At 64.3% G+C, this 24283-nt stretch carries 25 protein-coding genes; all 25 read right to left on the bottom strand.

The genetic code is table 11. The features are described 5' to 3' along the window. Positions 1 to 182 precede the first annotated feature (182 nt). The 25 genes from HJY11_RS07055 to rplT all read right to left on the bottom strand — a co-directional run bounded on the left by HJY11_RS07055 (position 183) and on the right by rplT (position 24252). Positions 183 to 629, bottom strand: a complete 447-nt coding sequence (locus HJY11_RS07055; RefSeq protein WP_208075286.1) for a CD1247 N-terminal domain-containing protein — start codon at positions 627 to 629, stop codon at positions 183 to 185. A gap of 60 nt (positions 630 to 689) precedes the next feature. Then, on the bottom strand, positions 690 to 1247 hold the full coding sequence (gene efp, locus HJY11_RS07050; RefSeq protein WP_021658448.1) for an elongation factor P: 558 nt from the start codon (positions 1245 to 1247) through the stop codon (positions 690 to 692). Positions 1248 to 1334: 87 nt separating this feature from the next. Next, positions 1335 to 2387 (bottom strand): M24 family metallopeptidase, encoded by a 1053-nt coding sequence (locus HJY11_RS07045; protein ID WP_208075285.1) that lies wholly within the window; start codon positions 2385 to 2387, stop codon positions 1335 to 1337. 2 nt (positions 2388 to 2389) lie between these two features. Beyond that, positions 2390 to 2824: a type II 3-dehydroquinate dehydratase gene (aroQ, locus tag HJY11_RS07040; RefSeq protein WP_368041552.1), complete on the bottom strand. Its 435-nt coding sequence runs from the start codon at positions 2822 to 2824 to the stop codon at positions 2390 to 2392. Between the two features lie 52 nt (positions 2825 to 2876). After that, complete coding sequence (locus HJY11_RS07035) at positions 2877 to 3734, bottom strand: TIM barrel protein (RefSeq protein WP_208075284.1); 858 nt, start codon at positions 3732 to 3734, stop codon at positions 2877 to 2879. 1 nt (position 3735) lies between these two features. Then, a complete protein-coding gene (locus HJY11_RS07030) occupies positions 3736 to 4218 on the bottom strand; it encodes a YqeG family HAD IIIA-type phosphatase (RefSeq protein ID WP_208075283.1) in 483 nt (160 codons plus the stop codon). Between the two features lie 153 nt (positions 4219 to 4371). Next, positions 4372 to 4554 carry a 30S ribosomal protein S21 gene (gene rpsU / locus HJY11_RS07025; protein WP_021658453.1) on the bottom strand — a complete coding sequence of 61 codons (183 nt, stop codon included), beginning with the start codon at positions 4552 to 4554 and terminating at the stop codon, positions 4372 to 4374. 241 nt (positions 4555 to 4795) lie between these two features. Beyond that, complete coding sequence (gene leuS / locus HJY11_RS07020) at positions 4796 to 7201, bottom strand: leucine--tRNA ligase (protein WP_208075282.1); 2406 nt, start codon at positions 7199 to 7201, stop codon at positions 4796 to 4798. 59 nt (positions 7202 to 7260) lie between these two features. Continuing rightward, the gene (gene rsfS / locus HJY11_RS07015) at positions 7261 to 7614 is read right to left on the bottom strand and encodes a ribosome silencing factor (protein ID WP_208075281.1); all 354 of its coding nucleotides are present in this window, start codon (positions 7612 to 7614) and stop codon (positions 7261 to 7263) included. 28 nt (positions 7615 to 7642) lie between these two features. Beyond that, positions 7643 to 8776, bottom strand: a complete 1134-nt coding sequence (locus HJY11_RS07010) for an LCP family protein (RefSeq protein ID WP_208075280.1) — start codon at positions 8774 to 8776, stop codon at positions 7643 to 7645. 1 nt (position 8777) lies between these two features. Continuing rightward, on the bottom strand, positions 8778 to 9344 hold the full coding sequence (gene yqeK, locus HJY11_RS07005) for a bis(5'-nucleosyl)-tetraphosphatase (symmetrical) YqeK (RefSeq protein WP_208075279.1): 567 nt from the start codon (positions 9342 to 9344) through the stop codon (positions 8778 to 8780). Then, on the bottom strand, positions 9341 to 9949 hold the full coding sequence (nadD, locus tag HJY11_RS07000) for a nicotinate (nicotinamide) nucleotide adenylyltransferase (protein WP_208075278.1): 609 nt from the start codon (positions 9947 to 9949) through the stop codon (positions 9341 to 9343). Before nadD ends, yqeK begins: the two co-directional genes overlap by 4 nt. Before the next feature lie 22 nt (positions 9950 to 9971). Beyond that, positions 9972 to 10259: a YhbY family RNA-binding protein gene (locus HJY11_RS06995; protein ID WP_208075277.1), complete on the bottom strand. Its 288-nt coding sequence runs from the start codon at positions 10257 to 10259 to the stop codon at positions 9972 to 9974. Positions 10260 to 10306: 47 nt separating this feature from the next. Next, positions 10307 to 10894 (bottom strand): XTP/dITP diphosphatase, encoded by a 588-nt coding sequence (locus HJY11_RS06990; RefSeq protein ID WP_208075276.1) that lies wholly within the window; start codon positions 10892 to 10894, stop codon positions 10307 to 10309. A 36-nt stretch (positions 10895 to 10930) separates the two neighbouring features. Beyond that, the gene (gene ftsY / locus HJY11_RS06985; protein WP_208075275.1) at positions 10931 to 11842 is read right to left on the bottom strand and encodes a signal recognition particle-docking protein FtsY; all 912 of its coding nucleotides are present in this window, start codon (positions 11840 to 11842) and stop codon (positions 10931 to 10933) included. A gap of 28 nt (positions 11843 to 11870) precedes the next feature. Next, positions 11871 to 12191 carry an MGMT family protein gene (locus HJY11_RS06980; RefSeq protein WP_208075274.1) on the bottom strand — a complete coding sequence of 107 codons (321 nt, stop codon included), beginning with the start codon at positions 12189 to 12191 and terminating at the stop codon, positions 11871 to 11873. Positions 12192 to 12239: 48 nt separating this feature from the next. Further along, positions 12240 to 15809, bottom strand: coding sequence for a chromosome segregation protein SMC (gene smc / locus HJY11_RS06975; RefSeq protein ID WP_208075273.1), 3570 nt, complete (start codon positions 15807 to 15809; stop codon positions 12240 to 12242). Between the two features lie 4 nt (positions 15810 to 15813). Beyond that, on the bottom strand, positions 15814 to 16806 hold the full coding sequence (locus tag HJY11_RS06970) for an elongator complex protein 3 (protein ID WP_208075272.1): 993 nt from the start codon (positions 16804 to 16806) through the stop codon (positions 15814 to 15816). Continuing rightward, a complete protein-coding gene (gene rnc, locus HJY11_RS06965) occupies positions 16803 to 17480 on the bottom strand; it encodes a ribonuclease III (RefSeq protein WP_208075271.1) in 678 nt (225 codons plus the stop codon). Before rnc ends, HJY11_RS06970 begins: the two co-directional genes overlap by 4 nt. Further along, positions 17480 to 18499 carry a phosphate acyltransferase PlsX gene (gene plsX, locus HJY11_RS06960; protein WP_208075270.1) on the bottom strand — a complete coding sequence of 340 codons (1020 nt, stop codon included), beginning with the start codon at positions 18497 to 18499 and terminating at the stop codon, positions 17480 to 17482. The genes rnc and plsX overlap by 1 nt, the downstream gene beginning before the upstream one ends. 18 nt (positions 18500 to 18517) lie before the next feature. Continuing rightward, positions 18518 to 19840 (bottom strand): methylenetetrahydrofolate--tRNA-(uracil(54)-C(5))-methyltransferase (FADH(2)-oxidizing) TrmFO, encoded by a 1323-nt coding sequence (gene trmFO, locus HJY11_RS06955; protein ID WP_208075269.1) that lies wholly within the window; start codon positions 19838 to 19840, stop codon positions 18518 to 18520. Then, a complete protein-coding gene (topA, locus tag HJY11_RS06950) occupies positions 19837 to 21927 on the bottom strand; it encodes a type I DNA topoisomerase (RefSeq protein ID WP_208075268.1) in 2091 nt (696 codons plus the stop codon). Before topA ends, trmFO begins: the two co-directional genes overlap by 4 nt. A 58-nt stretch (positions 21928 to 21985) precedes the next feature. Continuing rightward, positions 21986 to 23023, bottom strand: coding sequence for a DNA-processing protein DprA (locus tag HJY11_RS06945; RefSeq protein WP_208075267.1), 1038 nt, complete (start codon positions 23021 to 23023; stop codon positions 21986 to 21988). Continuing rightward, positions 23020 to 23808 (bottom strand): TrmH family RNA methyltransferase, encoded by a 789-nt coding sequence (locus tag HJY11_RS06940; RefSeq protein WP_208075266.1) that lies wholly within the window; start codon positions 23806 to 23808, stop codon positions 23020 to 23022. The genes HJY11_RS06945 and HJY11_RS06940 overlap by 4 nt, the downstream gene beginning before the upstream one ends. A 90-nt stretch (positions 23809 to 23898) precedes the next feature. Further along, the gene (rplT, locus tag HJY11_RS06935; protein ID WP_185914877.1) at positions 23899 to 24252 is read right to left on the bottom strand and encodes a 50S ribosomal protein L20; all 354 of its coding nucleotides are present in this window, start codon (positions 24250 to 24252) and stop codon (positions 23899 to 23901) included. Between the last annotated feature and the right edge of the window lie 31 nt (positions 24253 to 24283).

The raw sequence follows: 24283 nt of genomic DNA, 5'->3' as shown, positions 1-24283 counted from the left end.
TGCGCCGCTTTCTCCCGCGGGCAGTCAGTGCGCTCATCACAGGGTCTCCCCTCCTCTCTGCGGCCTTTCCCGGCCGCCTGTACAGTGTATGCCGGGCCGGTTCTACCCGCCCGAAAAAAACAGAAAAAGAGAGCCGCCCGGCGCACACCGGGCGGCTCTCAATCGCAGTCGCTTGAAGGGATCTACTCCTTCTCTTCGTGGTCGCAGCCGCAATCGCAGCAGTCGCACTCCTCTTCGTCGTCAAAGGCGAAGTCGGTGTCCAGTTCCAGCTCCTCGCCACAGTTGGGGCAGGGCATGGAACCCACGTCGGTCAGGGTGTCCTCGTCGACATAGATGGTCTCGCCGCAGGTGGGGCAGGTCACTTCGTACATGGGCTCATCGCAGCAACAGTCATCGTCGTCGTCCTCGTCGCCGTAGAGGTCGTCCTCCACATCGGAGAGATCCTCGTCCAGCTCCTCCACAAAGTCCATCACTTCGTCCAGGTCTTCCTCGATGTCGTCGACAGTCAGGGCCAGGTCCTCAATGATGTCAACCATCGCCAGGATGATCTTGGACTCCTTTTTGCCCTTGTCGATGTCCAGCCCCTCAATGAGGCCCTTCAGGTAGGATACTTTTTCGCCGATGGTCATAGCTTGTCTCTCCTATTCAAATCAATTGGGGAAAAGGCGGGCGGGCAGAGTGGTTCTGTCCTACGCCCTCTCCATGTACTCGCCGGTGCGGGTGTCAATGCGGATGCGGTCGCCCTCGCTGAGGAAGAGGGGGACGCGAATCTCGGCGCCGGTCTCCAGGGTGGCCTCTTTCAGGGTGTTGGTGGCGGTGTTTCCCTTGAAGCCGGGATCGGTCTTGGTGATCTCCAACTCGACAAAGAAGGGGGGCTCAACGCCAAAGACATTGCCCTTGTAGGACAGCACCTTGACCACAGTGTTCTCTTTGACAAACTTGAAGTTGTCGCTGAGGATGGACTTGTTGATGGGCAGCTGCTCGTAGGTCTCCTCGTCCATGAAGTAGTAGAGGTCGCCGTCGTTGTACAGGTACTGCATGTCCCGCCGGTCAATGAAGGCGGTGGGATATTTGTCGTTGGGGTTGAAGGTCTTTTCCAAAACCCCGCCGGTGATGACGTTTTTAATTTTAGTGCGGACGAAAGCGGCCCCCTTGCCGGGTTTTACGTGCTGAAACTCCACTACCTGCACGACGGTGCCGTCCATCTCAAAAGTAACTCCGTTGCGAAAATCTCCCGCAGAAATCATGGGTCCATCCTCCAAATCATTAGTTCTTATCCATTCTATCCTATCACCGTCTATTTTTCAAGTTCTTTTTCGGCCTGGCGCCAGGGCTCAAAGGAGGATCAGCTCTTTGGGGGAGCGGGTGATGTCCTCGGTCCCCTGGGGGGTGATGACCACCATGTCCTCGATGCGCACCCCGAACTCGCCGGGCAGGTAGATGCCCGGCTCCACGGTGATGACCATCCCCTCTTCGAGGGCAGTCTTGCAGCCGGGCGAAAAGCGGGGCTCCTCGTGGATGTCCAGCCCCACCCCATGGCCCAGGCCGTGGCCGAACTGGGCCCCATAGCCAAAGGAGGCGATGTAGTCCCGGCTGGCCCGGTCCACCTCTTCACAGACAGCCCCCGCCCGGGCGGCGGCAATGCCGATCTCGTTGGCCTGTAAGACGATGTCGTAGATCTGGCGCTGTTTTTCGCTGACTTTCCCCAGGGCCACGGTGCGGGTCATGTCGCTGCAGTAGCCGTCCACCGTACAGCCAAAATCCATGGTGAGGAAATCGCCTGCCTGCAGCACGTAGTCCCCCGGCACCCCGTGGGGCTTGGAGGAGTTTTGTCCCCCCACCACGATGAAGTCGAAGGAGACCCCTTGGGCTCCCTGGCGGCGGATGAAGAACTCCATCTCCAGGGCGATCTCCCGCTCGGTCTTCCCCGGGGCGATGTGGCCGAGAATGTGCCGGAACCCCTCGTCGGTGAGGGCCTGGGCCGCTTTGATCTTGGCCAGTTCAGCGGCGCTCTTGCGCATCCGCAGGCCGCCCAGCACCTCTTCAAAGCCGCTGCCGTCCACCAGCCGGGCGGGGAGTTTCTCCATCCACCCGCGGGCCTTCGACAGGGAACAGAGGGAGTCCACCACCCCGTAGGACCGGACCCCGTGGCGGGCAAACAGCTCGCCGATCTGGGCGTAGAGCTTGTCCTGCAAGAGCACCTGGCAATCCCGCGCGGCAGCCCGGGCCATCTCGATGTAGCGAAAGTCGATGATCAGGTAGGTCTCCTCCCGGGTGACGACGACGGTGCCCGCCGAGGAGCGGACCCCGGTGAGGTACTGGCGGTTTTTCTCATCGTCCACCAGGGCGGCGTCAATGCCCTGGGGCAGCCGTTCACAGACACGCATGGCTACACCCTCCCCGCCAGGGCCTCAATGGCCAACAGATAGCCCTGGGTGCCCAGGCCGCAAATCTGGCCCACGCAGACCGGTGCGGTCACCGAGCGGTGGCGAAACTCCTCCCGCTGGTGGACGTTGGAGATGTGCACCTCCACCGCCGGCAGCTTGACGGCAGCCAGGGCATCGCGGATGGCGTAGCTGTAGTGGGTGTAGGCGCCGGGGTTGATGACGATCCCCTGAAATTCGGTCAGGCCCCGGTGGATGAAGTCGATGAGCTCGCCCTCGCCGTTTGCCTGAAAGCAGACGCAGGAGAGCCCCAGTTCAGCGCATTTTTGGCGGCAGGACTCCTCCACGGTCTGCAAATTTTCCAGCCCGTAGTGGCCCGGTTCCCGCACCCCCAAAAGGTTCATGTTGGGCCCGTTGATGATGGCAATGGTCTTTTCCACGTAGATACACCCCTCTTTATTTTTCTCCGCCCCGGCGGGGCGGGATGGCGCTCTATTTCTGCAGGGAGCGGTAGTAGTCTTTCATGGTGCGCGCGTCCTCGGCCTGGGTGCCGGCGGACTCGCAGATGAAGGTGGGGCTGCAGCCATACTGGCAGACCAGCTCCATCAGCGGCTCATAGGCGGGGCCGTAGACGGTGTCGGCAAAGGTCAGGTGCGCCTTTTCGCCCCCCTTTTCGGTGTACTGAATCTTGGAGAAGTGGGCGTGAAATCCCTTCATCCGACCCTCGCCCAGCCGCTCCCCCACCGCCAGCAGGATGGCCTCGTAATCGCTCTTCTGGGCAATGCCGCCCAGGGTGCGGGCGTTGAGGTGGCCAAAGTCGATACAGGGGATCAGCCGCTCGTCGAGACGGCAGAGGGCGAGCACCTCGTCCAGGGTGCCCAACTGGTTGATCTTCCCCATGGTCTCGGGGCAGAGGTGGACATGGCCCAATCCCTCCTCGTCCATGGCCGCCAGGGCCTGCCGCAGGGTGTCGCCGGCCAGGGCCAGAGCCTCTTCCCTGCTGATTTTTGAGCAGGAGCCGGAGTGGACCACCACCCGGTCAGCCCCCATGCCGTCGGCGGCGCGGACGCTCTGGAGGATGTACTCCACCGACTTCTGGCGCTTCTCCTCCTCCACCGAGGAGAGGGAGATATAGTAGGGCGCGTGCAGGGAGAGGGCGATGCCGTGCTCCACCGCCTTTTTGCCAAAGGCGGCCGCCGCCTCAGGGCTGATGCGCACCCCGTGGCCGCACTGGTACTCGTAGCAGTCAAGGCCCATCTTCTCCACATAGCCGGGGGCCTGGATGGTGGCCTTGTACCCCTGGTCTTTAAAGCTCTGGGAGTTGCCCGCCGGGCCGAATTTCGCCGCCATCCTAGTCCTCCTCCCGCTTGACAAACAGCCGTTCCAGCTTGCGCTTGAACTGAATCTGTGCCAACTCCCGCTCGTCGATGGGGTTGACCAAAATGGTCTTGACCCCGGCGATGTTTCCCCCCAGCATGTCGGTAAAGAGCTGGTCACCCACCATGGCGCAGGCCTCCCGGGGCAGGCCCAACAGCGCCACCGCCCGGCGGTAGCTCTTCGGCAGGGGCTTTTTGGCGCTGTGGACATAGGGCAGGCCAAGCAGCTGGGCAAAGGGGCGCACCCGCTCCTCCCCGTTGTTGGAGATGATGCAGAGCTTGATCCCACCCGCCCGCATGGCCTCGACCCATTCGCGCGCGCCCGGGGCCGGGGTGGGGTCGTCGTGTTTGGCAAGGGTGTTGTCGATGTCGACGATCAGCCCGCCGATGCCGGCGGCTTTCAGGAATTGCAGGGTCACTCCCTGCACGCTCTTTTGCATGTAGTCTGGTCTCAGCACCTGCTCGCTCCCCCTTTTGGGCGGTCGTGGCCGCCCTTTTAGTATCCCAAAAAATTGTTTCAAAATTGCGAAGAAATAGAAGACGGCAAATGAAAAAGCGGGCTGAGCAGCCCGCTTTTATCTTTTGTTCGCCGTACCGATGGACCTGCAAGCCTATCTCTTTTTGAATTTGCGCTTGCGAGCCGCTTCGGATTTCTTTTTGCGTTTTACAGAGGGCTTCTCGTAGTGCTCACGTTTGCGAACCTCCTGCAAGACACCCGATTTGGCGCACTGGCGTTTGAACCGCCGCAGCGCGTTGTCCAAGCTCTCATTGTCTTTGACGCGAATTTCCGACATTTACTTCCCCTCCCTCCGCCATGCGGCAGGAGTTTACGGCGCCGCGCCCCCGCAGGAACCGCCCCGTAAGATGCCGCCGCCCAGGACTTTCGCCCGTGGACCTGGCCGCTACAAGTTGTACTGGCAGGTGCAACTTGTATAACAGAGACTATTATACAATGCCCTCCCAAGGGCTGTCAATAGCTTGCAGGGGGCAAGTTGGAAAAATTCAAAAAGCAAGCGGTTTCCAGCAAAAAACACCCTATTTGATGACGATGTTCACCAGCCGGCCGGGGACGTAGATCTCGCGGATGGGCATCTTCCCCACCAGCGCCTCGGCAATGGCGGCGTTGTCCTTGGCGATCTGGATGGCGGTCTCCTTGTCGCAGTTGACCGGCACCACGATCTTGGCCCGCACCTTGCCGTTGACCTGTACCGCCAGCTCCACCGTCTCGTCGACGCACTTGCTCTCGTCAAAGACCGGCCACTTCTCCTTGGCCAACATGGGGCCAAAGCCGTGCTTCTCGTACATCTCCTCGGTGATGTGGGGGGCAAAGGGGTTGAGGATGACCAGGAAGTCGTGCAGCTCGTCTTTGGTGATCCCCTTCTTGGCGTAAATCTCGTTGATGAGGGCCATCATGGCGGCGATGGCGGTGTTGAACTTGAGATTTTCAATGTCCTCGGTGACCTTCTTGATGGTCTTGTGGAAGCTGACCTCCAGCTCTTTGGAGTAGCCCTCGCCCGGGATGAGCAGCTTGGAGAGCCCCCAGACCCGATCCAAGAACCGGCTGCAGCCCTTGATGGAGTCGGCACTCCAGGGGGCGGCCTTTTCAAAATCGCCGATGAACATCTCGTACAGGCGCATGGTGTCGGCCCCGTACTGGTCAACAATGTCGTCGGGATTGACCACGTTGCCGCGGGACTTGGACATCTTCTCCCCGTTCTCGCCCAGGATCATGCCGTGGCTGGTGCGCTTGGCATAGGGCTCCTTGGTGGGAACCACCCCGATGTCGTAGAGGAACTTGTGCCAGAAGCGGGAGTAGAGCAGGTGCAGGGTGGTGTGCTCCATCCCCCCGTTGTACCAGTCCACCGGCAGCCAGTACTCCAGCGCCTCTTTGCTGGCGATCTCCTGATCGTTGTGGGGATCGCAGTAGCGCAGGAAGTACCAGGAGGAACCCGCCCACTGGGGCATGGTGTCGGTCTCCCGCTTGGCGGGGCCGCCGCAGTGGGGGCAGGTGGTGTTGACCCAGTCGTCGAGTTTGGCCAGGGGGGACTGCCCATCCTCGGTCTGGTGGAAATCGGCCACTTCGGGCAGTTTCAGGGGCAGTTCGGACTCGGGCAGCGGCACCCAGCCGCACTTCTCACAGTAGACCATGGGGATGGGTTCGCCCCAGTAGCGCTGGCGGCTGAAGACCCAGTCGCGCAGCTTAAAGTTGACTTTGGGGTGGCCCTTGCCCTCTTTTTCCAGCCAGGCGATGATGGCCTTCTTGGCCTCCTCCACCGCCATGCCGTTGAGAAAATCGGAGTTGACCATCACCCCGGTGGCGCAGTCGGTGAAGGCCTCTTTCTCCACGTCGCCACCGGCCACCACCTCGACGATGGGCAGGTCAAAGGCCTTGGCGAAGTCGTAGTCGCGGGTGTCGTGGGCGGGCACCGCCATGATGGCGCCGGTGCCGTAACTCATGAGCACATAGTCGGAGATGAAGATGGGGATCTCCTTGCCGCTGGCCGGGTTGATGGCCCGCACCCCCAAAATCTCGACGCCGGTCTTCTCCTTTTGCATCTCGGTGCGCTCAAAGTCGGACTTGCGGGCCGCCTTCTCGCGGTACTCCAGCAGCGCGGGCATGTTGGTGATCTGCCCGGCCCACTGGTCGATGTAGGGGTGCTCGGGGGAGAGGACCATGTAGGTGGCCCCAAACAGGGTGTCGGGGCGGGTGGTATAGACGGTGAGCTTCTCGCCGGCGGTGGTGGTAAAGTCCACCTCGGCGCCGGTGGAGCGGCCGATCCAGTTGATCTGGGAGCTCTTGACCCGGTCGATGTAGTTGACCTCTTCCAGGTCGTCGATCAGGCGCTGGGCGTATTCGGTGATCTTCAGCATCCACTGGCTCTTCACCTGGCGGATGACCTCGCCCCCGCAGCGCTCGCAGACGCCGCCGACCACCTCTTCGTTGGCCAGCACCACCTTGCAGGAGGTGCAGAAGTTGACGGCCATCTCCTTTTTGTAGGCCAACCCCCGCTTGTACAGCTGCAGGAAGATCCACTGGGTCCACTTGTAGTAGCTGGGGTCGGTGGTGTTCACCTCTCGGTTCCAGTCAAAGGAGAGGCCCAGGGACTTGAGCTGCTCTTTGAAGTGGGCGATGTTTTTGGCCGTGACGATCTCAGGGTGGATGCCGGTTTTGAGGGCGTAGTTCTCGGTGGGCAGGCCAAAGGCGTCCCACCCCATGGGGTAGAGGACGTTGTACCCCTCCAGCCGGCGCTTGCGCGCCACGATGTCCAGCGCGGTGTAGCTGCGGGGGTGCCCCACGTGCAGCCCCTGTCCCGAGGGGTAGGGAAACTCCACCAGGGGGTAGAATTTGGGTTTGGAAAAGTCGGTGGTGGCGGCAAAGACATTCTCCTCGTCCCACCGGTCCTGCCATTTCTTTTCAATCTGTTTGAAATCGTAGCTCAACGCTGTATCCTCCCTCAAAACGCCCCAAAGGCCGCGGTCTCCCGCGGCTTTTGGCTGCCTTATTTCTTCAGTTCGCCGGTGTCCACCGGCCTGCCATCGGCCCAGAGCCGCTCCAGCCCGTAGAACTCGCGGGACTCCTTGTGAAAGACGTGGACGATCACGTCGCCGTAGTCCAGGACGATCCACCCAGCGGACTGGTAGCCCTCGATCCGGTCCGGTTCCACCCCGTTTTGGCCCAGGAAAAAGTCCACCTGGTCGGCCAGGGCCTTCACCTGGGTGGTGCTGGTTCCCTCGCAGAGGACGAAGTAGTCCCCCAGGGTGGACACCTTGGAGATGTCGAGAACCTTGATGTCTCCGGCTTTTTTATCTTCTAGCGCCTGCACAGCCAGTGCGGCGATCTCTCTTGCAGTCATTCTCTGCTCCCTTTTCATCAATTGGTGTTTACTCCCCGCTGGAAGAGCCGGAGGAGGTGGCCGAACTGCTGCTCTCCTTGCCGGAAATGGTGTCTTTGCCCGGCTTGGCCCCGCCCAACAGGTCGTCGACGGTGTTGCCGTTTTTGTCGTACCAGGAGGAGGAGTTGGCCACCTCAGGGCAGGTCAGGGCCTCGGCCGCCACCGCCTCTGTGTGGGGGCGAAACTTCTCGTTGAGGAGATTTGCCAACTCCGCTTTGTGCACCGAGTAGATGGACAGCCCCGCCTTGGAGTAGGCGGGCTCGCCCGGCACCATGTACATCTCGACTTGCGAGAGGTCCAGCTTGGACGCCTTCTGGGCGTAGTTCAGGATGTCGGCGCCGGTCAGGTCGGTCTCGACCTTGTCGTAGCACAGCCCCACCAGCTTGATGATCTCGTTGGTGGAGAGTTTGGTGATCTTCTCCATCCCCGCGGCAATGAAGAGCCGCTGGGCCTTGACCCGGCCCAGGTCGCCCTCGGCGTAGAGTTCGCGGGAGCGGACAAAGCACTGGGCCTGCTGACCACTCAAAGTCTGCTGGCCGGCCTTGATCTCCAGCCCCTCGTCGACGATGGTCACGTCGTAGGGGACGTTCATCTCGATGCCGCCGATGGCGTCCACCGCGTCGATGAAGGTCTGCATGGTGATGGTGATGTAGTGGTCGATGGGCAACTGGTACTGGGTGGTGATGTAGTTGACCAGGTTGAGGATGTGCTTGTCCTTGTTCTCCCCGCGGGAGAAGACGGCGTTGATCTTGCCCGAGGGGATGTCGTCGCCCACGTAGGTGTCCCGTGGGATCTGCAGGATGTGGGCGGTCCCGTCCTCCATATTGAAGTTGACCACCATGATGACGTCGGTGAGCTCATGGTCGGCGTACTCGGGGCGGGAGGTGTCGTTGTCGGTGCCGACGATGAGGATGTTCACCGACTTCTCCTGCACCTCCTGCGAGTTGCCGTACTCGGACATATCGGCCCCGCCGAAGAGGTTGGAGTGCAGCAGCACGTACACCGCCGTTCCCCCCGCCACCACCAGGGCCAAGACCACCGTGGTGACGATGATCGCGATCTTCTTTTTTCTGCTGCCGGTCTTCTTGCCTTTGTGGGGGGTCTCCCGCATCCTCTTTGCCATTTTACTCTCCCTTAATATAGTGGTTATACGCTGTGACCGACCCCTCAAAGATGGGGCGGCCCTGCTGGGCCAAATAGATCAGGTTGTTCTGCAGGGCCCAGGCCATAGCGCGGTTTAAATCGGTAAAACAGAGCTGCCGCAGCTGCTCCACCCCGGCGAAGGTCCGCTCGGGACCGGTCATATCCGCCAGAAAGACGATCTCCTCCTCCGCCGACATCTGGGGCCGGCCGGTGGTGTGGTAGAAGATGGCGTCGAGCACCCGGGGATCGGCGATGCCAAAGTGTTCCCTGGCAAAGGCGGCCGCTGCTGGCCCGTGCAGCAGCGCGCGGCTGCTGCGGGCCAAGGCATTGTTTATTATAGCAAACTCTCTGCACCAATGCAACAAAGTGTCCAGGCTTTCCCCCTTCATGCAGTCGTGCAACCAGGCCGCCCGCAGACAGACATCCTCGTCGGCCCCGTGATGCCGCGCCAGGATGCCGGCCTGCTCCACCACGTTTTTGGTGTGGCGGTAGCGCTCGTCGGAGAGGTGGGCTTTGACGTACTCGCGGTAGGGTTTGTAGGGGTTCACTTGCCATCCTCCCCTCGGTAGAGGCGGCGCTCCTCAATGTAGTGCAGCACCGCCGGGTCCAAATAGTCCGACACGTCCTCCCCGGCCGCAAGGCGGGCCCGCAGCCAGGTGGAAGAAACTTCTAGCGGGGGGGCGTCCACCAGCAAAAACGTCCCCCCCTCGGCCCGCAGGGAATCGGCCGCCCCCTGCAGGGCGGCCCGGTCGTCCTCCCGCCGCGGGGCCACGCAGAAGATGGCCATCCCCAGCAATTCCCGGTAGCGGTGCCACTGGCGAAAACTCAAGAGCATATCGCTGCCCATGAGGAAAAAGAGCCGGTCCTCGGGCCAGCGGCGGTGAAATTCCGCCAGGGTGTCGAAGGTGTAACTCCGACCGCCCCGGCGCAGTTCCACGTCGCTGATCTCCACCGGGACCCCCCAGTTGCAGAGGGCGGCCATCTCCAGCCGCTGGGTGGGGCTGGCCCCCGCTGCCGGGGCCTTGTGGGGGGGCTGAAAGGTGGGCACCACAACGCAGCGGGCAAGCCCCAGCGCCCGGCAGATGGCCCCCACCAGCAGGGTGTGCCCCCGGTGAGGCGGGTTGAAGGTGCCGCCAAAAATAGCCGTATCCATCTCGCTTGCGCCCTCCCTCGCCTTACAGGGTGTAGGCGGAGTCCTTTTTCTTCTGCTTGAAGAGGACAAATTTGGTGCCGATGACCTGCACCACCTCGCTCCCCGTGTACTCGGCCAGCTCGGCCGCCGCCTCGTGGGGGGTGTAGGGGCTGTTTTCCAGCACCCGGCCCTTGATCAGCTCCCGGGAGGCCAGGGCGTCGGCCACCTGTTTGGTGACCGCCGGTTCGACCCCGTTCTTGCCGATCTGGACAATGGTGTCCAGGCCGTTGGCGCGGCCCTTTAAATACGCTCTCTGTTTGCTTGTCAACATGGTCGGTATTCCTCTCTATCTCTCATGAGCCGGGCCGAAAGCGCGGCTCACAGGTATTTTTTGAGCTCTTCCGCAAAGAGCCGCAGGGCCTTGCCCCGGTGGCTCATGGCGTCTTTTTCCTCGGGGGGGATGCTGGCAAAGCTCCGCCCCTCCCCCACCTGGAAGATGGGGTCGTAGCCAAAGCCGTTGTAGCCGATGCGCTGGTGGGCGATCTGCCCCGCGCACTCGCCCCGGGTGTGGAAGCTGCGCCCGTCGGGAAAGACGATGGTGATGACGCTGACAAAGCGGGCGGTGCGCCCCTCGTCGGGGACGTCTTTGAGGGCCGCCAGCAGCTTGTCCACATTCTCGTCGTCGGTGGCGTTCTCCCCGGCGTAGCGGGCCGAGTAGACCCCCGGCGCGCCGTCCAGGCAGTCCACCGCAAGGCCGCTGTCGTCGGCCACCGCCGGCAGACCGGTCAAGTCGCAGATGGTCTGGGCCTTGATGCGGGAGTTCTCTTCAAAGGTGGCGCCGGTCTCCTCGATCTCCTGGCAGATGCCCGCCTCCTTCAAGGAGACGCACTCCACCCCGCAGGGCTCCAGGATGCGGTGGAACTCCCGCACCTTTTTGTCGTTGTTGGTGGCGATGAGCAATTTCACAGCCTCTGTCCTCCTATTTGTTGTCGTCTGGGGGCGCTACTCCTCGCAGAAGAGGGCGTCCACAAAGGTCTGGGCGTCAAAGGGCTGCAGGTCGTCGACCTGTTCTCCCACCCCGATGTAGCGCACCGGCAGGCCCAGCTGGTCCTTGATGGCCACCACCACCCCGCCCTTGGCGGTGCCGTCGAGCTTGGTGAGGACGATGCCGGTCAGGTCGGTGACCTCCATAAACTGCTTGGCCTGGTTGACCCCATTCTGGCCGGTGGTGGCATCCAGCACCAAAAAGGTCTCCTTCTTGCTGTCGGCGGCCTCCCGGTCGATGACCCGGTTGATCTTGGCCAATTCATCCATGAGGTTTTTCTTGTTGTGCAGCCGCCCGGCGGTGTCGCAGATGAGGACGTCCACCCCCCGGGCCTTGGCGGCGGCCACCCCGTCGTAGATGACGGCGGCGGGGTCGCTCCCCTCCTGGTGGGCGATGACGTCGCAGCCGCTGCGCTGCCCCCAGACTTGCAGCTGGTCGATGGCCGCGGCGCGGAAGGTGTCGGCCGCGCTCAAAAGCACCGTGTGTCCCTGGTTTTTGAGCAGGGCGGCCAGTTTGCCGATGGTGGTGGTCTTGCCCACCCCGTTGACCCCGATGACCAGCAGCACCGTGGGCTTGGTGGTGATCTCCAAATCGGTGTCGCCCTGGAGGATCTCCAGCAGGACCCCCTTCAGATAGCGGCGGATCTCCTTGGGGTCGGTGACCCGGTCGCGCTTGACGGCCTCGCGCAATTTCTCCACGATTTTGAGGGAGGTGTCCACCCCCACGTCGGCCATGATGAGGGTCTCTTCGATCTCCTCAAAGAGCTCCTCGTCGATTTTGGTAAAGCTGGCGGCAATGCCGCCCAGGGCCCCGGCAAAGGAATCCCGGGTCTTTTGCAGCCCCTTTTTGAATTTGTCAAACAGCCCCATGCTGCGCCCTCCTCTCAAACGATCCCATTCACTCGGTTTCCAGGATACCATCCCAGCGGTATTTCTGCAAATCCACCCGCCGGTCGGGGGTGACTTCGACCCCCTCCACCTCCAGCAGGAGGCGCTGTTCATCCAAGGGGCCAAAGGTCCCCTCCGGCGCCAGGCGGCCTCCTTTTCCCACCACCCGGTGGCAGGGGACGCCAGCGCCCGCGGGGCAGCGGCGCATGGCGCCGCCCACCACCCGCGAGGCCCGGGGGCTGCCGGCGAGAAAGGCCAACTGCCCGTAGGTGGCCACCCGGCCCCGGGGAATCTGCCGGGCCAGGGCGTAGACCCGCTGGTAAAAGTTCATCTGCCCACCCCTTTTATCGCATGTATTTCCCGGGGAAAAAGCCGCCGTCTAGTTGACGAATTCGGACCCCACCTCAGAGACGTCCAGCTTCAGCAGCTTGGAGACCCCCTCCTCCTGCATGGTGACGCCGTAGAGGACGTCCGCCTCCTCCATGGTGCCGCGGCGGTGGGTGATGCAGATGAACTGGGTCTCCCCCGACATGGTGCGCAGATAGGCGGCGTACTTGTTGACGTTCACGTCGTCCAGGGCGGCCTCGATCTCGTCGAGGATGCAGAAGGGCGACGGGTGGACGGTGAGGATGGCGAAGTAGATGGCGATGGCCACAAAGGCCTGCTCGCCGCCGGAGAGGGATTGGAGGTTGTTGATGATCTTCCCCGGCGGGGCCACCTGGATGTCGATGCCCGACTCGAGGACGTTTTCCGGGTCGGTGAGGCTGAGGGCCGCCTTTCCCCCGCCGAAGAGATCGACGAAGATGCGGCTGAAGTGTCGGTTGATCTGGGAGAAATTCTCCTCAAAGCGGGCGATCATCTCCTTGGTGAGGGCGGCGATCAGCTTGTGCAGGCTGTTCTTGCTCTCCTCCACATCCGCGATCTGGGCGCTCATGAACTCGTAGCGCTCCTTCTCGGTCCGGTACTCCTCAATGGCGTCCAGGTTGACCGAGCCCAGGGCCCGCATCTTCCCCTTGAGGGAGGCCAGGCGGCGCTTGGCCTCCCCCTCATCCTCCAGGGGACGGGCCTCCTGCTCGGCCTGGCTGCGGGTCAGCTCGTACTGGTCGTAGAGGTCGGCCACGATCTTGTCGTAGTCCTGCTGCATGGTCTGCTTGCGCTCTTCCAACCGGGCCAGTTCCCTGGCCACCCCGTCCTTGTCGGACTGGATGGACTTTTGCTCCTGGCGGTTTTGTACCGCCTCCTGTTCCAGGGACTGGCGGCGCTGGGAGATCTGGTGGATGGCGGCGCGGCGCTCGGCGATCCGCCCCATCAGGTCGCTGTTTTGCTCGGCCAAGTCGGCGATGTCCCGGTCGATCTTCTCGCTGCGGGCCTTGGCCGCCTCGATCTGGGCGAGAATCTCCTCTCTCTGCCTGCTGCTGCCCAGCTTGGTCTGCTGCAGGGAGATGATCTCCTCCCCCCAGACCAGGGTGTCCTTTTGCAGCCCGGCAATCTCCATCTTCTGCTCGGCGATCTCGTCGAGGATGGCCTGCCGGGCGTCGGTAAAGGCCTTGGCAGAGGTGGAGAGGGCGGCCAGTTCGCCGTCGAATTTCTGGTAGAGGGCGGCAGTCTGCTCCTGCTCGGTGAGCAGGGCGTCGGTCTCCCCCGCCAGCTTTTCCAGATAGGTGCGCTGGGCCAGGGCGTCCCGCTCCAGCCCCTCCAACTGGCTGCCCGCCTGCGCGAGGTACTGGCCGATGCGGGCCAGCTCGCCCTCGCAGCGAATCTTGTCCTGCCCGGCGGTGATGAGCTCGCTCTGGGCGCCCTCCATCACCGCCTGCAGCTGGGCCAGCTCCTCCCGCAGCTCCCGCTCCTCCCCAGTCAGTTCCTCCAGGCGGGTCCGCTGTTTGGCCGCCCCCTCCCGCAGGGCGGTCAGTTCGCTCTCGCGGGAGAAGACGCCGGTGGTCTTGGAGAGGGAGCCGCCGGTGAGGCTGCCCCCGGCGTTGACCACCTGGCCGTCGAGGGTGACCACCTTGAAGCGGTAGCCAAAGGCCTTGGCCAGGGCCACGGCGGTGTCCAAATCCTCCACCACGGCGGTGCGGCCCAACAGGTTTTCGGCGATGGGGCGCAGCCGCTCGTCGCAGTCCACCAGCTCGCTGGCGGCCCCCACGTAGCCGTCCCAGTCGCCCAGCCCCCGCTCGCTCAATGAACGGCCGCGAATGACCGTCAGGGGGAGGAAGGTGGCCCGCCCCCCCCGCTGCTGTTTCAAAAACTGAATGGCCGCCTTGGCCGCCCCCTCGTCCTGGCAGACGATGTTCTGGGCGGCGGCTCCCAGGGCCACCTCAATGGCGGTGGCATAGGCGCGCTCGACCTTGAGCAGGGTGGCCACCGGGCCCAAAATGCCCCGCAGCTTCCCCTCCTTGGCCGAGAGGGTCACCTTTTTGACGCTGTAGGCAAAGCCCTCCATGTTGTCCTTCAGGTCCTGCAGGACCTTGATCTTGTTCTGGGCGTCGGTGCAGGCGGCCCGCAGGCGGTCCAATTCCTCTTTTGTCCGGCGGTGCTGCTGCTGGCGGCTCTCCCACTTGAGGGCGTAGCCGTCCTTGGTGTTCTGGGCGGAGGTCAGCTGTTCCACCACCTGCTCCAATTGCTGGGCGACCTCTTTCTGTTCGGCCTCGGCCCTCTGCATCTCGCCGGTCAAGAGCTCCCTTTTCTCCCCCAGGTCCTGTAAGACAGCCTGGGAGCGGGCCCGGTTGTCGGCCCCGGCGTGCAGCCGCACCTTGATCTCGCTGAGTTCCACCGAGTAGCCCGAGAGGGCGGCAGTCAGTTCCTCCACCCGCTCCTGGGTGGAGGAGTTTTGCACCACCAGACCGGAGAGGGTCTCCTCCCGCTCGGCAATCTCCCGCTCCCGCTGGGCCACCAGGGCGCGGCTCTTTTCGATGAGGGATTGCTTGTCGGCGATCTTCTGGTCGATGTCCTCCCCCCGGCGGGCCAGGTCCTCGATCTCCCGCCGGTGGCGCTCCACCTCTTCGCCGGCGTGTTTCTGCTCGTTTTGCAGCACCAGCACGCTGGCCTCGTTCTGGTTGATCTGGGCGCCCAGCTCGGCGATGTCGGCGTTGACCTCCTCGATCTCTGAGGCGCAGCGGTTCATCTGCTGGTAGAGCTCCTCGTTTTTCTGGTCCATGCCGTCGATTTTCTGCTGCATGGCCTCAAAGTCCCGCTGGGCCAGGAGGAGCTTGTCCTCCTGCTGGCGCAACAGCTGCCGGGACTTGGCCAGGGTGTAGACCCAGAGGGAGACCTCCAGCTGCCGCCGCTCTCCGGCCAGCTGCAAAAACTGGCTGGCCCTCTCGCTCTGCACCCGCAGGGGTTCCAGGCGGCTCTCCACCTCCTGCAGGATGTCCCGCAGCCGCAACAGGTTTTCCTCGGCCCGCTCCAGCTTGCGCTCGGCCTCGTTTTTTTTGTAACGGTATTTGGCAATGCCGGCGGCCTCTTCAAAAATCTCCCGCCGCTGCTCGCTCTTGGCGCTGACGATCTCGGAAATTTTGCCCTGGGAGATGATCGAGTAGCCGTCTTTGCCCAGGCCGGTGTCCATGAACAGCTCGTGCACGTCCTTGAGGCGGACGGCCTGGCCGTTGATGCGGTACTCGCTCTCGCCCGAGCGGTAGAGCTTGCGCAGCACCGTGACCTCCTCGGCCTGAATGCCCGCCAGCTTCCCGTCGGCGTTGTCGATGACCAGGGCCACCTGGGCAAAGCCCATGGGGGAGCGGGCCTGGGTGCCGCCGAAGATGACGTCCTGCATCTTGGCCCCCCGCAGAGACTTGCTGGACTGCTCGCCCAGCACCCAGCGCATGGCGTCGGACAGGTTGCTCTTGCCGCTGCCGTTGGGTCCCACCACGGCGGTGAAGCCGTGGTCAAATTCCAACCGGGTCTTGTCCGGAAAGGACTTGAACCCGTAAATTTCCAGTGCCTTTAAAAACAAACTCTCACATCCTCCGGATGGTGTAGGGCGCCACCGCCCCGTCTTCGTATACCTTGATGCGCAGACCCCGCTCGGCCAGGGCCCGGCGGTTTTCCCCCTGGTGCCCCACCGCCTTGGAGGCGTGGCCAGGGGCCACCCCCAGTCGGTACGCCCCGGCGGGGAGGCCGGCCAGCGCCTCTTCCAGCAAGCCGGCGTACCGCCTGCTCTCGCAGAGTTCCCGAAAGGCCGGGTGAAAGGGACCCGCCACCCAGCCCTCGGCCAGGCTCTCGTCCGGGTGCAGCCCCACCCGAATGACCCGGATGCGCGCGCTGTCAAAAAGCCGCAGAAGCGCGGCGGTCTGTTCCACCGCCTCTTCCAGCGAAAGGGGCGCGTATGCGCCTTTTTCATAGAGCGCGCAGAGTTCGGTGTCCCGCATCACCAGGGTGGGGTAGATGCGCACCGTGTCGGGGGCCAGGGCGACAAAGGCCTCGGCGGTGCGCCGGTCGGTCTCCCGCCCGGCGCCGGGGAGGCCGGTCATCATCTGCAGGCCCAGTTCCAGCCCGGCGGCGCGAACGGCCCGGCAGGCAGTGCGGACATCCTCTGCCGTGTGGCCCCGCCGGTTTCTCGCCAGCACCCCGTCGTCCATGCACTGGGCTCCCAGCTCCACCGCCGTGACCCCGCGGGCAGCCAGGTGGCGGGCCATCGGCTCGTCCAGGCAGTCGGGGCGGGTGGAGAGGCGGATGCCCGCCGCCTGCCCCCGGCGGACAAAGGGCTCGGCCACGTCCAGCAGCGCCTCCCGGTAGGCCGGGTCGACGGCGGTAAAGCTGCCCCCGAAAAAGGCGATCTCGCAGTGCGCCCCGTCAAAGCCGGGGGCGCGCACCGCCCCCTCGAGCAGCCGGGCCACCTCCTCTGGGGAGGGGGCCCGGGCGGCCCCGGAGATGCGGTTTTGGTTGCAGAAGCTGCACCGCTGGGGGCAGCCCAGATGGGGGATGAAGATGCCGATGTTGCCGTGTCTCACTCTTCCCCCATCAGCCGCAGGGCCTCTTTGGCGGCGTCCTGTTCGGCCGCCTTTTTGCTGCGGCCCCGGCCGGTGGAGAAGACGTTGTTGTCCAAAATCACCTGCACGGTAAAAATTTTGGCGTGGTCGGGTCCCTCCTCCCCCGCCAGGCGGTACTCCAGCTGGTCCTCGGGGTTTTGCTGGACGATCTCCTGCAGGCGGGTCTTGTAGTCCACAAAGGGGGTGTAGGTGCGGTTGGAGAGGAGGGAGGACATGTTGCGCAGGATGAAGGCGGAGGCCGCCTCCATCCCCCCGTCCAGGTAGATGGCGGCGATCACCGCCTCAAAGGCGTCGGCCAGGATGGAGGGCCGGTCCCGGCCGCCGGAGAGGTCCTCCCCCCGGCCCAGGCGCAGGTAGTCCCCCAGGTGGATGGCCCGCGCCAGGTCGCAGAGGGATTTCTCGCAGACCAGGGTGGCCCGCACCCGGGTCAACTCCCCCTCGGGCATGTCGGTGAGGTTTTTGAAGATGTAGTCGCTCACCACAATGGAGAGGACCGCGTCCCCCAGAAACTCCAGCCGCTCGTTGTACTGCACGCCGGGACCCCGCTCGTTGGCAAAGGAGGAGTGGGTGAGGGCCGTCTCGATGAGCCGCTTGTCAAGAAAGCTGTAATGCAGCGTTCGCTCCAGCTTTTCCATTACGCTTCGCCCCCTTCGGCGGCCTTCTGCCGCATCTCCCCCAGGGCGGTCTCGATGGTGGAGATCACCCCGTTTTCCACCATGGTCTTGGCCTGGCGGATGGCGTTTTGAAACGCCTCGGCCCCCGAACTGCCGTGGGCCTTGATCACCGGCGCTTTCAGCCCCAGCAGGGGGGCCCCGCCGTACTTCGAGTAGTCCATCTTGTCCTTAAAGCCCTTCATCCCCCCGGCCATGGTCAGGGCGCCCAGCTTGGTGAGGGGATTTTTGAACATCACCTGTTTCACCTCGCCGGCCATCATCTTGGCCAGCCCCTCGGTGAGTTTGAGGATGATGTTGCCGGTAAAGCCGTCGCAGACCACCACGTCGGCCACCCCGAAGGGGATGTCCCGCGCCTCGGCGTTGCCGATGAAGCGCAGGGGCGCATCCTGCATCAGCCGGTAGGTCTCCTGCTGTAAGGGGGTGCCCTTGTGGGGCTCGGTGCCGATGTTGGCGATCCCCACCTTGGGGGCGGCGATCCCCATGATCTTTTCCATGTAGGCCGACCCCATCACCCCGAACTGCACCAGCATCTCGGGGCGGCACTCGGCGTTGGCCCCCACGTCGGCCAGCAGGTAAGCGCCGGTGGCCGAGGGGATGACGGTGGTGAGGGCCGCCCGCTTGATCCCCTTGAGCCGCCCGGCGATCATGGTCGCCCCCACCACCAGGGCACCGGTGTTCCCGGCGGAGACAAAGGCGTCCCCCTCGCCGGATTTGAGCATCCGCAGCCCCTCGGCCATGGAGCAGTCGCCCTTCTCCTTCAAGACGGCGGTGGGCTCGTCCTCCATGGAAATCTGGGTGGGGGCGTGGCGGATGTCCAGCCCCGCCAGGTCGACTGACAGGGCGGCCGCCCGCTCGGTGAGCAGGGGCTTGTCCCCCACCAGGGTGATCTCCACCCCGTACTCGTCCCGGGCCAGCCGGGCCCCCTTGAGGGTCTCGTCGGGGGCGTTGTCGCCGCCCATGGCGTCAAAGATGATTCGCATGGTCCATTCCTCCCGTCTCTAGTTCTGTGTGGCTTCGGCCTCGCCCGCCGCCCGCAGGTAGCTGCGCAGGCTCTGCAGGGCGCGGGCTGCCAGGGCGCCGTAGCGCTCCTGCTTGCCGCGGATGCGATTTTCCAGCGGGGGCAGCACCCCCATGTTGGCCCCCATGGGCTGAAAGTCTGCGGTCCCCTCGTCGCTGATGTAGTGGGTGAGCGCCCCCAGCATGGTGTCCCGGGGCAGTTCCAACAGGGGTTCCCCCCGGGCGGCGCGCAGGGCGTTTTTTCCCGCCAAGATGCCGCCGGCCGCGCTCTCGGTATAGCCCTCGGTGCCGGTGATCTGCCCGGCGAAGAAGACCTTGGGGTGACGCCGCAGGTGGAGGGTGGGGCGCAGCAGCTTGGGGGAGTTGAGGAAGGTGTTGCGGTGCATGACCCCGTAGCGCATGAATTCGGCCCCCTCCAACCCGGGGATCAGCGAGAACACCCGCTTTTGCTCGGGGAACTTGAGGTTGGTCTGAAAGCCCACCAGGTTGTAGAGGCTGCCCTGCACGTTCTCCTTTCGCAGCTGCACCACCGCCCAGGGGCGGTGGCCGGTGGCCGGGTCCCGCAGCCCCACCGGCCGCAGCGGCCCAAAGCGCAGGGTGTCGTGGCCGCGGGCGGCCATCACCTCCACCGGCATGCAGCCCTCATAGACCCCCACCTGTTCAAAGTCGTGCAGGGGGGCCCGCTCGGCGGACACCAGGGCGTCGATAAAGGCGTCGTACTCCTCCTTGTTCATGGGGCAGTTGAGGTAGTCGGCGTCTCCCCTGTCGTAGCGGGCGGCGGCAAAGACCCGGTCCCGGTTCAGGGACTGGGCGGTGACGATGGGGGCCGCCGCGTCGTAAAAGCTCAAGTACCCCTCCCCGACCAAGTCGGCGATGGCCGTCGAGAGGGCGTCGGAGGTGAGGGGGCCCGAAGCGACCACGGTGAACTCGTCCGGGTCGATGGCGGCGACCTCTCCCTCGACGACCTCGATGTTGGGGTGGCGGCGCACCGCCTGGGTGATAGCGTCGGAAAATCGCACCCGGTCCACCGCCAGGGCGCCCCCGGCAGGGACCCGCGTCTCGTCGGCGGCCCGGCAGACCACCGAGCCCAGCAGCCGCATCTCGGCCTTGAGCAGGCCGGCGGCGCTCTCCACCCGCTCGGCCTTTAGGGAGTTGGAGCAGATGAGTTCGGCAAAGCCGGGATACTGGTGGGCGGGGGTGTACTTTTGCGGCTTCATCTCGCAGAGGAGCACCCGCTCCCCCCCGTCTGCGATCTGCAGGGCCGCCTCACAGCCGGCCAGGCCGGCGCCGATGACCCGGATCATTCTGCCCGGTCCTCCCGCTCATAGCCACAGCCCTCTTTGGCGCAGTAGATCTTGGCGTCCCGCCCGGTCTTTTTAAAGAGGGTGGCGCCGCACTTGGGGCAGGTCTCGGGGATGGGCAGGTCCCAGGTCATAAAGGAGCAGCTGGGGTTGTGCTCGCAGCCGTAGAACTTTCTCCCCCGCTTGGACTTCTTCTCCAACATCTTGCCGCCGCAGAGGGGGCAGAGCCCGCCGGTCTCCACAGTGATGGCCTTGGTATTTTTGCACTCGGGGAACCCGGGGCAGGCCAAAAATTTGCCGTAGCGGCCGGTCTTGATGACCATCTTCCGCCCACAGAGCTCGCAGACGATGTCGGTCTCCTCGTCGGGCACCTTGAGCCGGGTGCCCTCCATGGCCTTCTCCGCCCGCTCCAGCGTCCCCTCAAACTCGCCGTAAAAGGCGCGCAGGACCTTGACCCAGTCGGCCTTTCCCTCCTCGATCTCGTCGAGGCTGCTCTCCATCCCCGCGGTGAACTTCACGTCGACGATGTTCTGAAAGTGCTCTTCCAGCAGCTGGGTGGTCACCTCCCCCAGGCTGGTGGGGACCAGCATCTTCTGCTGGCGCTCCACATAGCCCCGGCCCAAGATGGTGGTGATGGTGGGGGCGTAGGTGCTGGGGCGGCCGATGCCGTTTTCCTCCATCGCCTTGATGAGGGTGGCCTCGGTGTAGCGGGGAGGCGGCTCGGTGAAGTGCTGGCCCAGGTCGATCTTCTCGGTGAGAATCTTTGAGTCCTTGCGGATGGGGGGGAGGGACTTCTCGTCGTCCTCGGCGGTGTCCTTCCCCTCGATGTAGACCTTGGTGAAGCCGTCGAAGCGAACGGTGAAGCCGGAGGCGCGGAAATTGTACCCCTCCACCAGCAAATTGACCGTCACTGTGTCCAGCAGGGAGGAGGCCATCTGGCTGGCGATAAACCGCTTCCAGATGAGGCTGTACAGCCGGTACTGATCGGGGCTCAAGGAATCCTTGATCTGCATGGGGGTCAGGGAGGGCATGGTGGGGCGGATGGCCTCGTGGGCGTCCTGGGTGTTGGCCCCCTTGCGGGCCGAATAGACCCGGGGCTTCTCGGGGAGGTAGTCCTTCCCGTACTGCTTTTCAATGAAGGCGGTGGCCTCGTCCTGGGCGTCTTTGGAGATGCGCAGGGAATCGGTCCTCATATAGGTGATGAGGCCGACGGCCCCCATCCCCTCGATCTCAATGCCCTCGTAGAGCTGCTGGGCGGCCTGCATGGTGCGCCGGGACTGAAAGCCCAGTTTGCGCGAGGCCTCCTGCTGCATGGTGGAGGTGGTGAAGGGGGGCGAGGGATTGCGCTTGCGGCTGCCCTTTTTGATGGAGTCGATGACAAATTCCCTGCCGGCAATGTCCCGGTAGATGGCCTGGGCGGCCGCCTCGTTGGGAATCTCGATCTTCTTGCCGCCCTTGCCCACCAGCTTGGAGGAGAAGGCCGCCTGGGAGCCCTCGACCCGGTGGCGGGCCTCCACGCTCCAGTACTCGGTGGGGACAAAGGCGCGAATTTCCTTTTCCCGGTCGACGATCAGCCGCACCGCCACCGACTGGACGCGGCCGGCGGAGAGGCCCTTGCGGACCTTGCGCCAGAGAAAGGGGCTCAGTTTGTAGCCCACGATGCGGTCGAGGATACGCCGGGCCTGTTGGGCGTTGAAGAGGTCCATGTCGATGGTGCGGGGGGCCTTCATCCCGTTTTGGATGCCGGTCTTGGTGATCTCGTTGAAGGAGACCCGGTTGGGCTCGCTCACATCCAGGCCCAGAATCTGCGCCAGATGCCAGGAAATGGCCTCCCCCTCCCGGTCGGGGTCGCTGGCCAGGTAGACCTTGTCGCTCTTTTTGGCGGCGGCCTTCAGTTCGTTAATCAGCTTGCCCTTGCCCTTGATGTTGATGTATTGGGGGGCAAAGTCGTGCTCAAAGTCCACCCCCATCTTGGTTTTGGGCAGGTCGCGCACATGGCCCATGGAGGCCACCACGTTGTAGCCTCTGCCCAGATATTTTTTAATGGTCTTTGCCTTGGCAGGCGATTCCACAATAACCAGTTTCGACAATCCATTCACTCCTCGTTTTTCGAGTGGGTTTCGCACGGCCCTCGCCGCGAATACTTCATTATAGCACCCTCCGGTAGCGCCCGTCCAGCCCTCGGGCGATCTGCCCGGCCAGTTCCAGACCCGATAGCGCCGCCAACACCGCTGGGGGCGGGGCCTGCACCCCGGCCAAAATTTCCTCCAGAGGGGCAGGGCCTGCGCGCAGCAGGGCGAGGACCGCCCCGGCCGGGCCGCTCGGCTCCCCTCTCGGCGAAGGGGGTGGGACGGCCGCCTCTTCTTGAGGATGGTCCAGCAGCTGGCGGGGATATACGCAGACCTGTCCCCCCTCCTGCAGCAGCCGCCAAAAACCGGCGGCAAAGGGGGTGCGTACATCCCCCGGCAGGGCGTAGACCGGCTTTTGCAGGGCGCGGGCAGCCGCAGCTGCCAGGTGAGCGCCGCTCTTCTGGGCGCACTGGGGGACAAAGAGCCGGTCCCCCAGCGCTGCCAGGAGCCGGGCTCTCTGGTGATAGGCCTGGCGGGTGACCGGGCAGTCGTCGGGGTGTTCACTCACCACCGCGCCCCCGGCGCGGACAATCCGCTCGCAGAGGTCCCGGCAGCCGGCGGGGGCCAGGTGCCCAAACCCCGCCGGGAGAACGGCCACCGCCCTTCCCCCGGCAGAGAGGGCCCCTTCCAGCGCGGCCTGGTCTACCCCGTAAGCCACCCCGGCCACCACCGCCGCGCCGCCCTGGGCCAGGGCCCTTCCAAAGGCGCGGGCGCAGTCGGCGCCGTAGGCGTCGGGGGTGCGGGCCCCCGCCACCGTCACCGCCGGACCTGTCAGGGCCGCTGGGTCCCCCTCGCAGAGGAGAAAGCCCGGCGGGTCGGGCAGCGCCGTCAATCGGGCGGGGTAGTCCTCCCCGCCCCAGCAGAGGGCCCGGCGGGAGAAGGGCGGCTCGTCCACCGGGTCGCGGGAGAAGAGGCGCACCCGCTCCCGCTCGGTAAAAAAGCCGTCCTCCCGCCCCCGCTGCCAGACGGCTTCGGGGGAGCCAAAGCGCGCCAGCGCCGCCCTTAGCCGGGGGTTGGCGGGGCCCAGACCCCGGTAGAGCCAGAGGGCCGGATTCAACGGGCCATCTCCCACAGAAAGAGGGAGGCGGCCACCCCGGCGTTGAGGGATTCGCAGCCGGGCGCCATGGGGATCTCCACCAGTTTGTCGCACCGCTGGGCCACCTGGGGGGAGATGCCCGCCCCCTCGTTGCCCACCACCAGGGCGCAGGGGGATCTCCAGTCGATCTGCCCCACCGGCACGCTCTCCCGGTGCAGGGCCGAACCGTAGACGGGGAGCCCGGCGGCCCGCAACTCCTCCACCGCCTCCGCAAGATCCGGGACCACCGTCAGCGGCACCTTGAAGATGGCGCCCATGGCCCCCCGCACCACCTTGTCACCCAAAAAGTCCGCCCCGCCCTCCCCGGCGATGATGCCGGTGACCGAGAAGGCGCAGCCACTGCGGACGATGGTGCCCAGGTTGCCCGGGTCGGCCACCCCGTCCAAGAGGAGGTAGTGGCCGTTGGGGTCAACAGGGCCCAGTTGGCGGCGCACCAGACCCGCCCGGCAGGCGGCAAGCACCCCCTGGGGGCTTTCGACCCCACTGATTTTGGCCATCACCCCGTCGCTGACACAAAAAGTGGACTGGGCCGCCCCCTCGAGGGCGGAGATCAAGTCGGGCCAGCGGGTGCGGGCCTCCTCGGTGAAAAAGGCGCTCTCCACCGCGCCGGAGGCGGCGGCCTCGGCGCAGAGGCGGGCCCCCTCACAGAGAAAGAGACCCGCCTCCCGCCGGGCCTTGGCCGACGAGCGCAGACGGCAGATTGCCTTGACGCGGGGATTGTCCCGGCTGGTGATGCGTTCTGACACAGCAATTTCCTCCTTTCGCCGCCCGCGGCGGTGCGAAAACCGCCCGGTCAAATGGCTTGACCGGGCGGCGGATGCGCATATTACGCCCCTTTACAGAGCGGCCTTGGCCTTTTCGCACAGGGCGGTGAAGGCGGCGGCGTCATGGATGGCGATCTCCGACAGCATTTTGCGGTTGAGGGAGATGCCGGCCTTTTTCAGGCCGTTGATAAAGGTGGAGTAGTTCATGCCGTTTGCCTTGCAGCCGGCGGAGATGCGGGTGATCCACAGTCTGCGGAAGTCGCGCTTTTTCTGCTTGCGGCCGATGTAGGCGTACTGGCCGGATTTCATCACGGCCTGTTTGGCGGTTTTAAACAGCTTGCTCTTGGCGCCGTAGTAGCCCTTGGCCAGCTTCAGAACCTTTTTTCTTCTCTTGTGCGTCATGGTCGCTCTCTTAATACGAGCCATATCCTTATACCTCCTAGGTTTCCTTCAAAAA

The sequence above is a fragment of the Bittarella massiliensis (ex Durand et al. 2017) genome (genome assembly GCF_017566145.1).
Classification (GTDB): Bacteria; Bacillota; Clostridia; order Oscillospirales; family Ruminococcaceae; genus Bittarella; species Bittarella massiliensis_A.
This window is presented reverse-complemented; position numbering and strand designations above follow the sequence as displayed.

Bases quoted from the DNA above. Each gene is read 5' to 3' on its own strand.
- rnc (WP_208075271.1), bottom strand. From the start codon at position 17,480: ATGGAAAAGCTGGAGCGAACGCTGCATTACAGCTTTCTTGACAAGCGG.
- ftsY (WP_208075275.1), bottom strand. From the start codon at position 11,842: ATGGGGCTGTTTGACAAATTCAAAAAGGGGCTGCAAAAGACCCGGGAT.
- HJY11_RS06980 (WP_208075274.1), bottom strand. From the start codon at position 12,191: ATGAACTTTTACCAGCGGGTCTACGCCCTGGCCCGGCAGATTCCCCGG.
- rpsU (WP_021658453.1), bottom strand. From the start codon at position 4,554: ATGTCGGAAATTCGCGTCAAAGACAATGAGAGCTTGGACAACGCGCTG.
- trmFO (WP_208075269.1), bottom strand. From the start codon at position 19,840: ATGATCCGGGTCATCGGCGCCGGCCTGGCCGGCTGTGAGGCGGCCCTG.
- rsfS (WP_208075281.1), bottom strand. From the start codon at position 7,614: ATGACTGCAAGAGAGATCGCCGCACTGGCTGTGCAGGCGCTAGAAGAT.
- HJY11_RS07055 (WP_208075286.1), bottom strand. From the start codon at position 629: ATGACCATCGGCGAAAAAGTATCCTACCTGAAGGGCCTCATTGAGGGG.
- HJY11_RS06995 (WP_208075277.1), bottom strand. From the start codon at position 10,259: ATGTTGACAAGCAAACAGAGAGCGTATTTAAAGGGCCGCGCCAACGGC.
- nadD (WP_208075278.1), bottom strand. From the start codon at position 9,949: ATGGATACGGCTATTTTTGGCGGCACCTTCAACCCGCCTCACCGGGGG.
- plsX (WP_208075270.1), bottom strand. From the start codon at position 18,499: ATGCGAATCATCTTTGACGCCATGGGCGGCGACAACGCCCCCGACGAG.
- HJY11_RS07010 (WP_208075280.1), bottom strand. From the start codon at position 8,776: ATGGCAAAGAGGATGCGGGAGACCCCCCACAAAGGCAAGAAGACCGGC.
- HJY11_RS07035 (WP_208075284.1), bottom strand. From the start codon at position 3,734: ATGGCGGCGAAATTCGGCCCGGCGGGCAACTCCCAGAGCTTTAAAGAC.
- rplT (WP_185914877.1), bottom strand. From the start codon at position 24,252: ATGGCTCGTATTAAGAGAGCGACCATGACGCACAAGAGAAGAAAAAAG.
- efp (WP_021658448.1), bottom strand. From the start codon at position 1,247: ATGATTTCTGCGGGAGATTTTCGCAACGGAGTTACTTTTGAGATGGAC.
- HJY11_RS07045 (WP_208075285.1), bottom strand. From the start codon at position 2,387: ATGCGTGTCTGTGAACGGCTGCCCCAGGGCATTGACGCCGCCCTGGTG.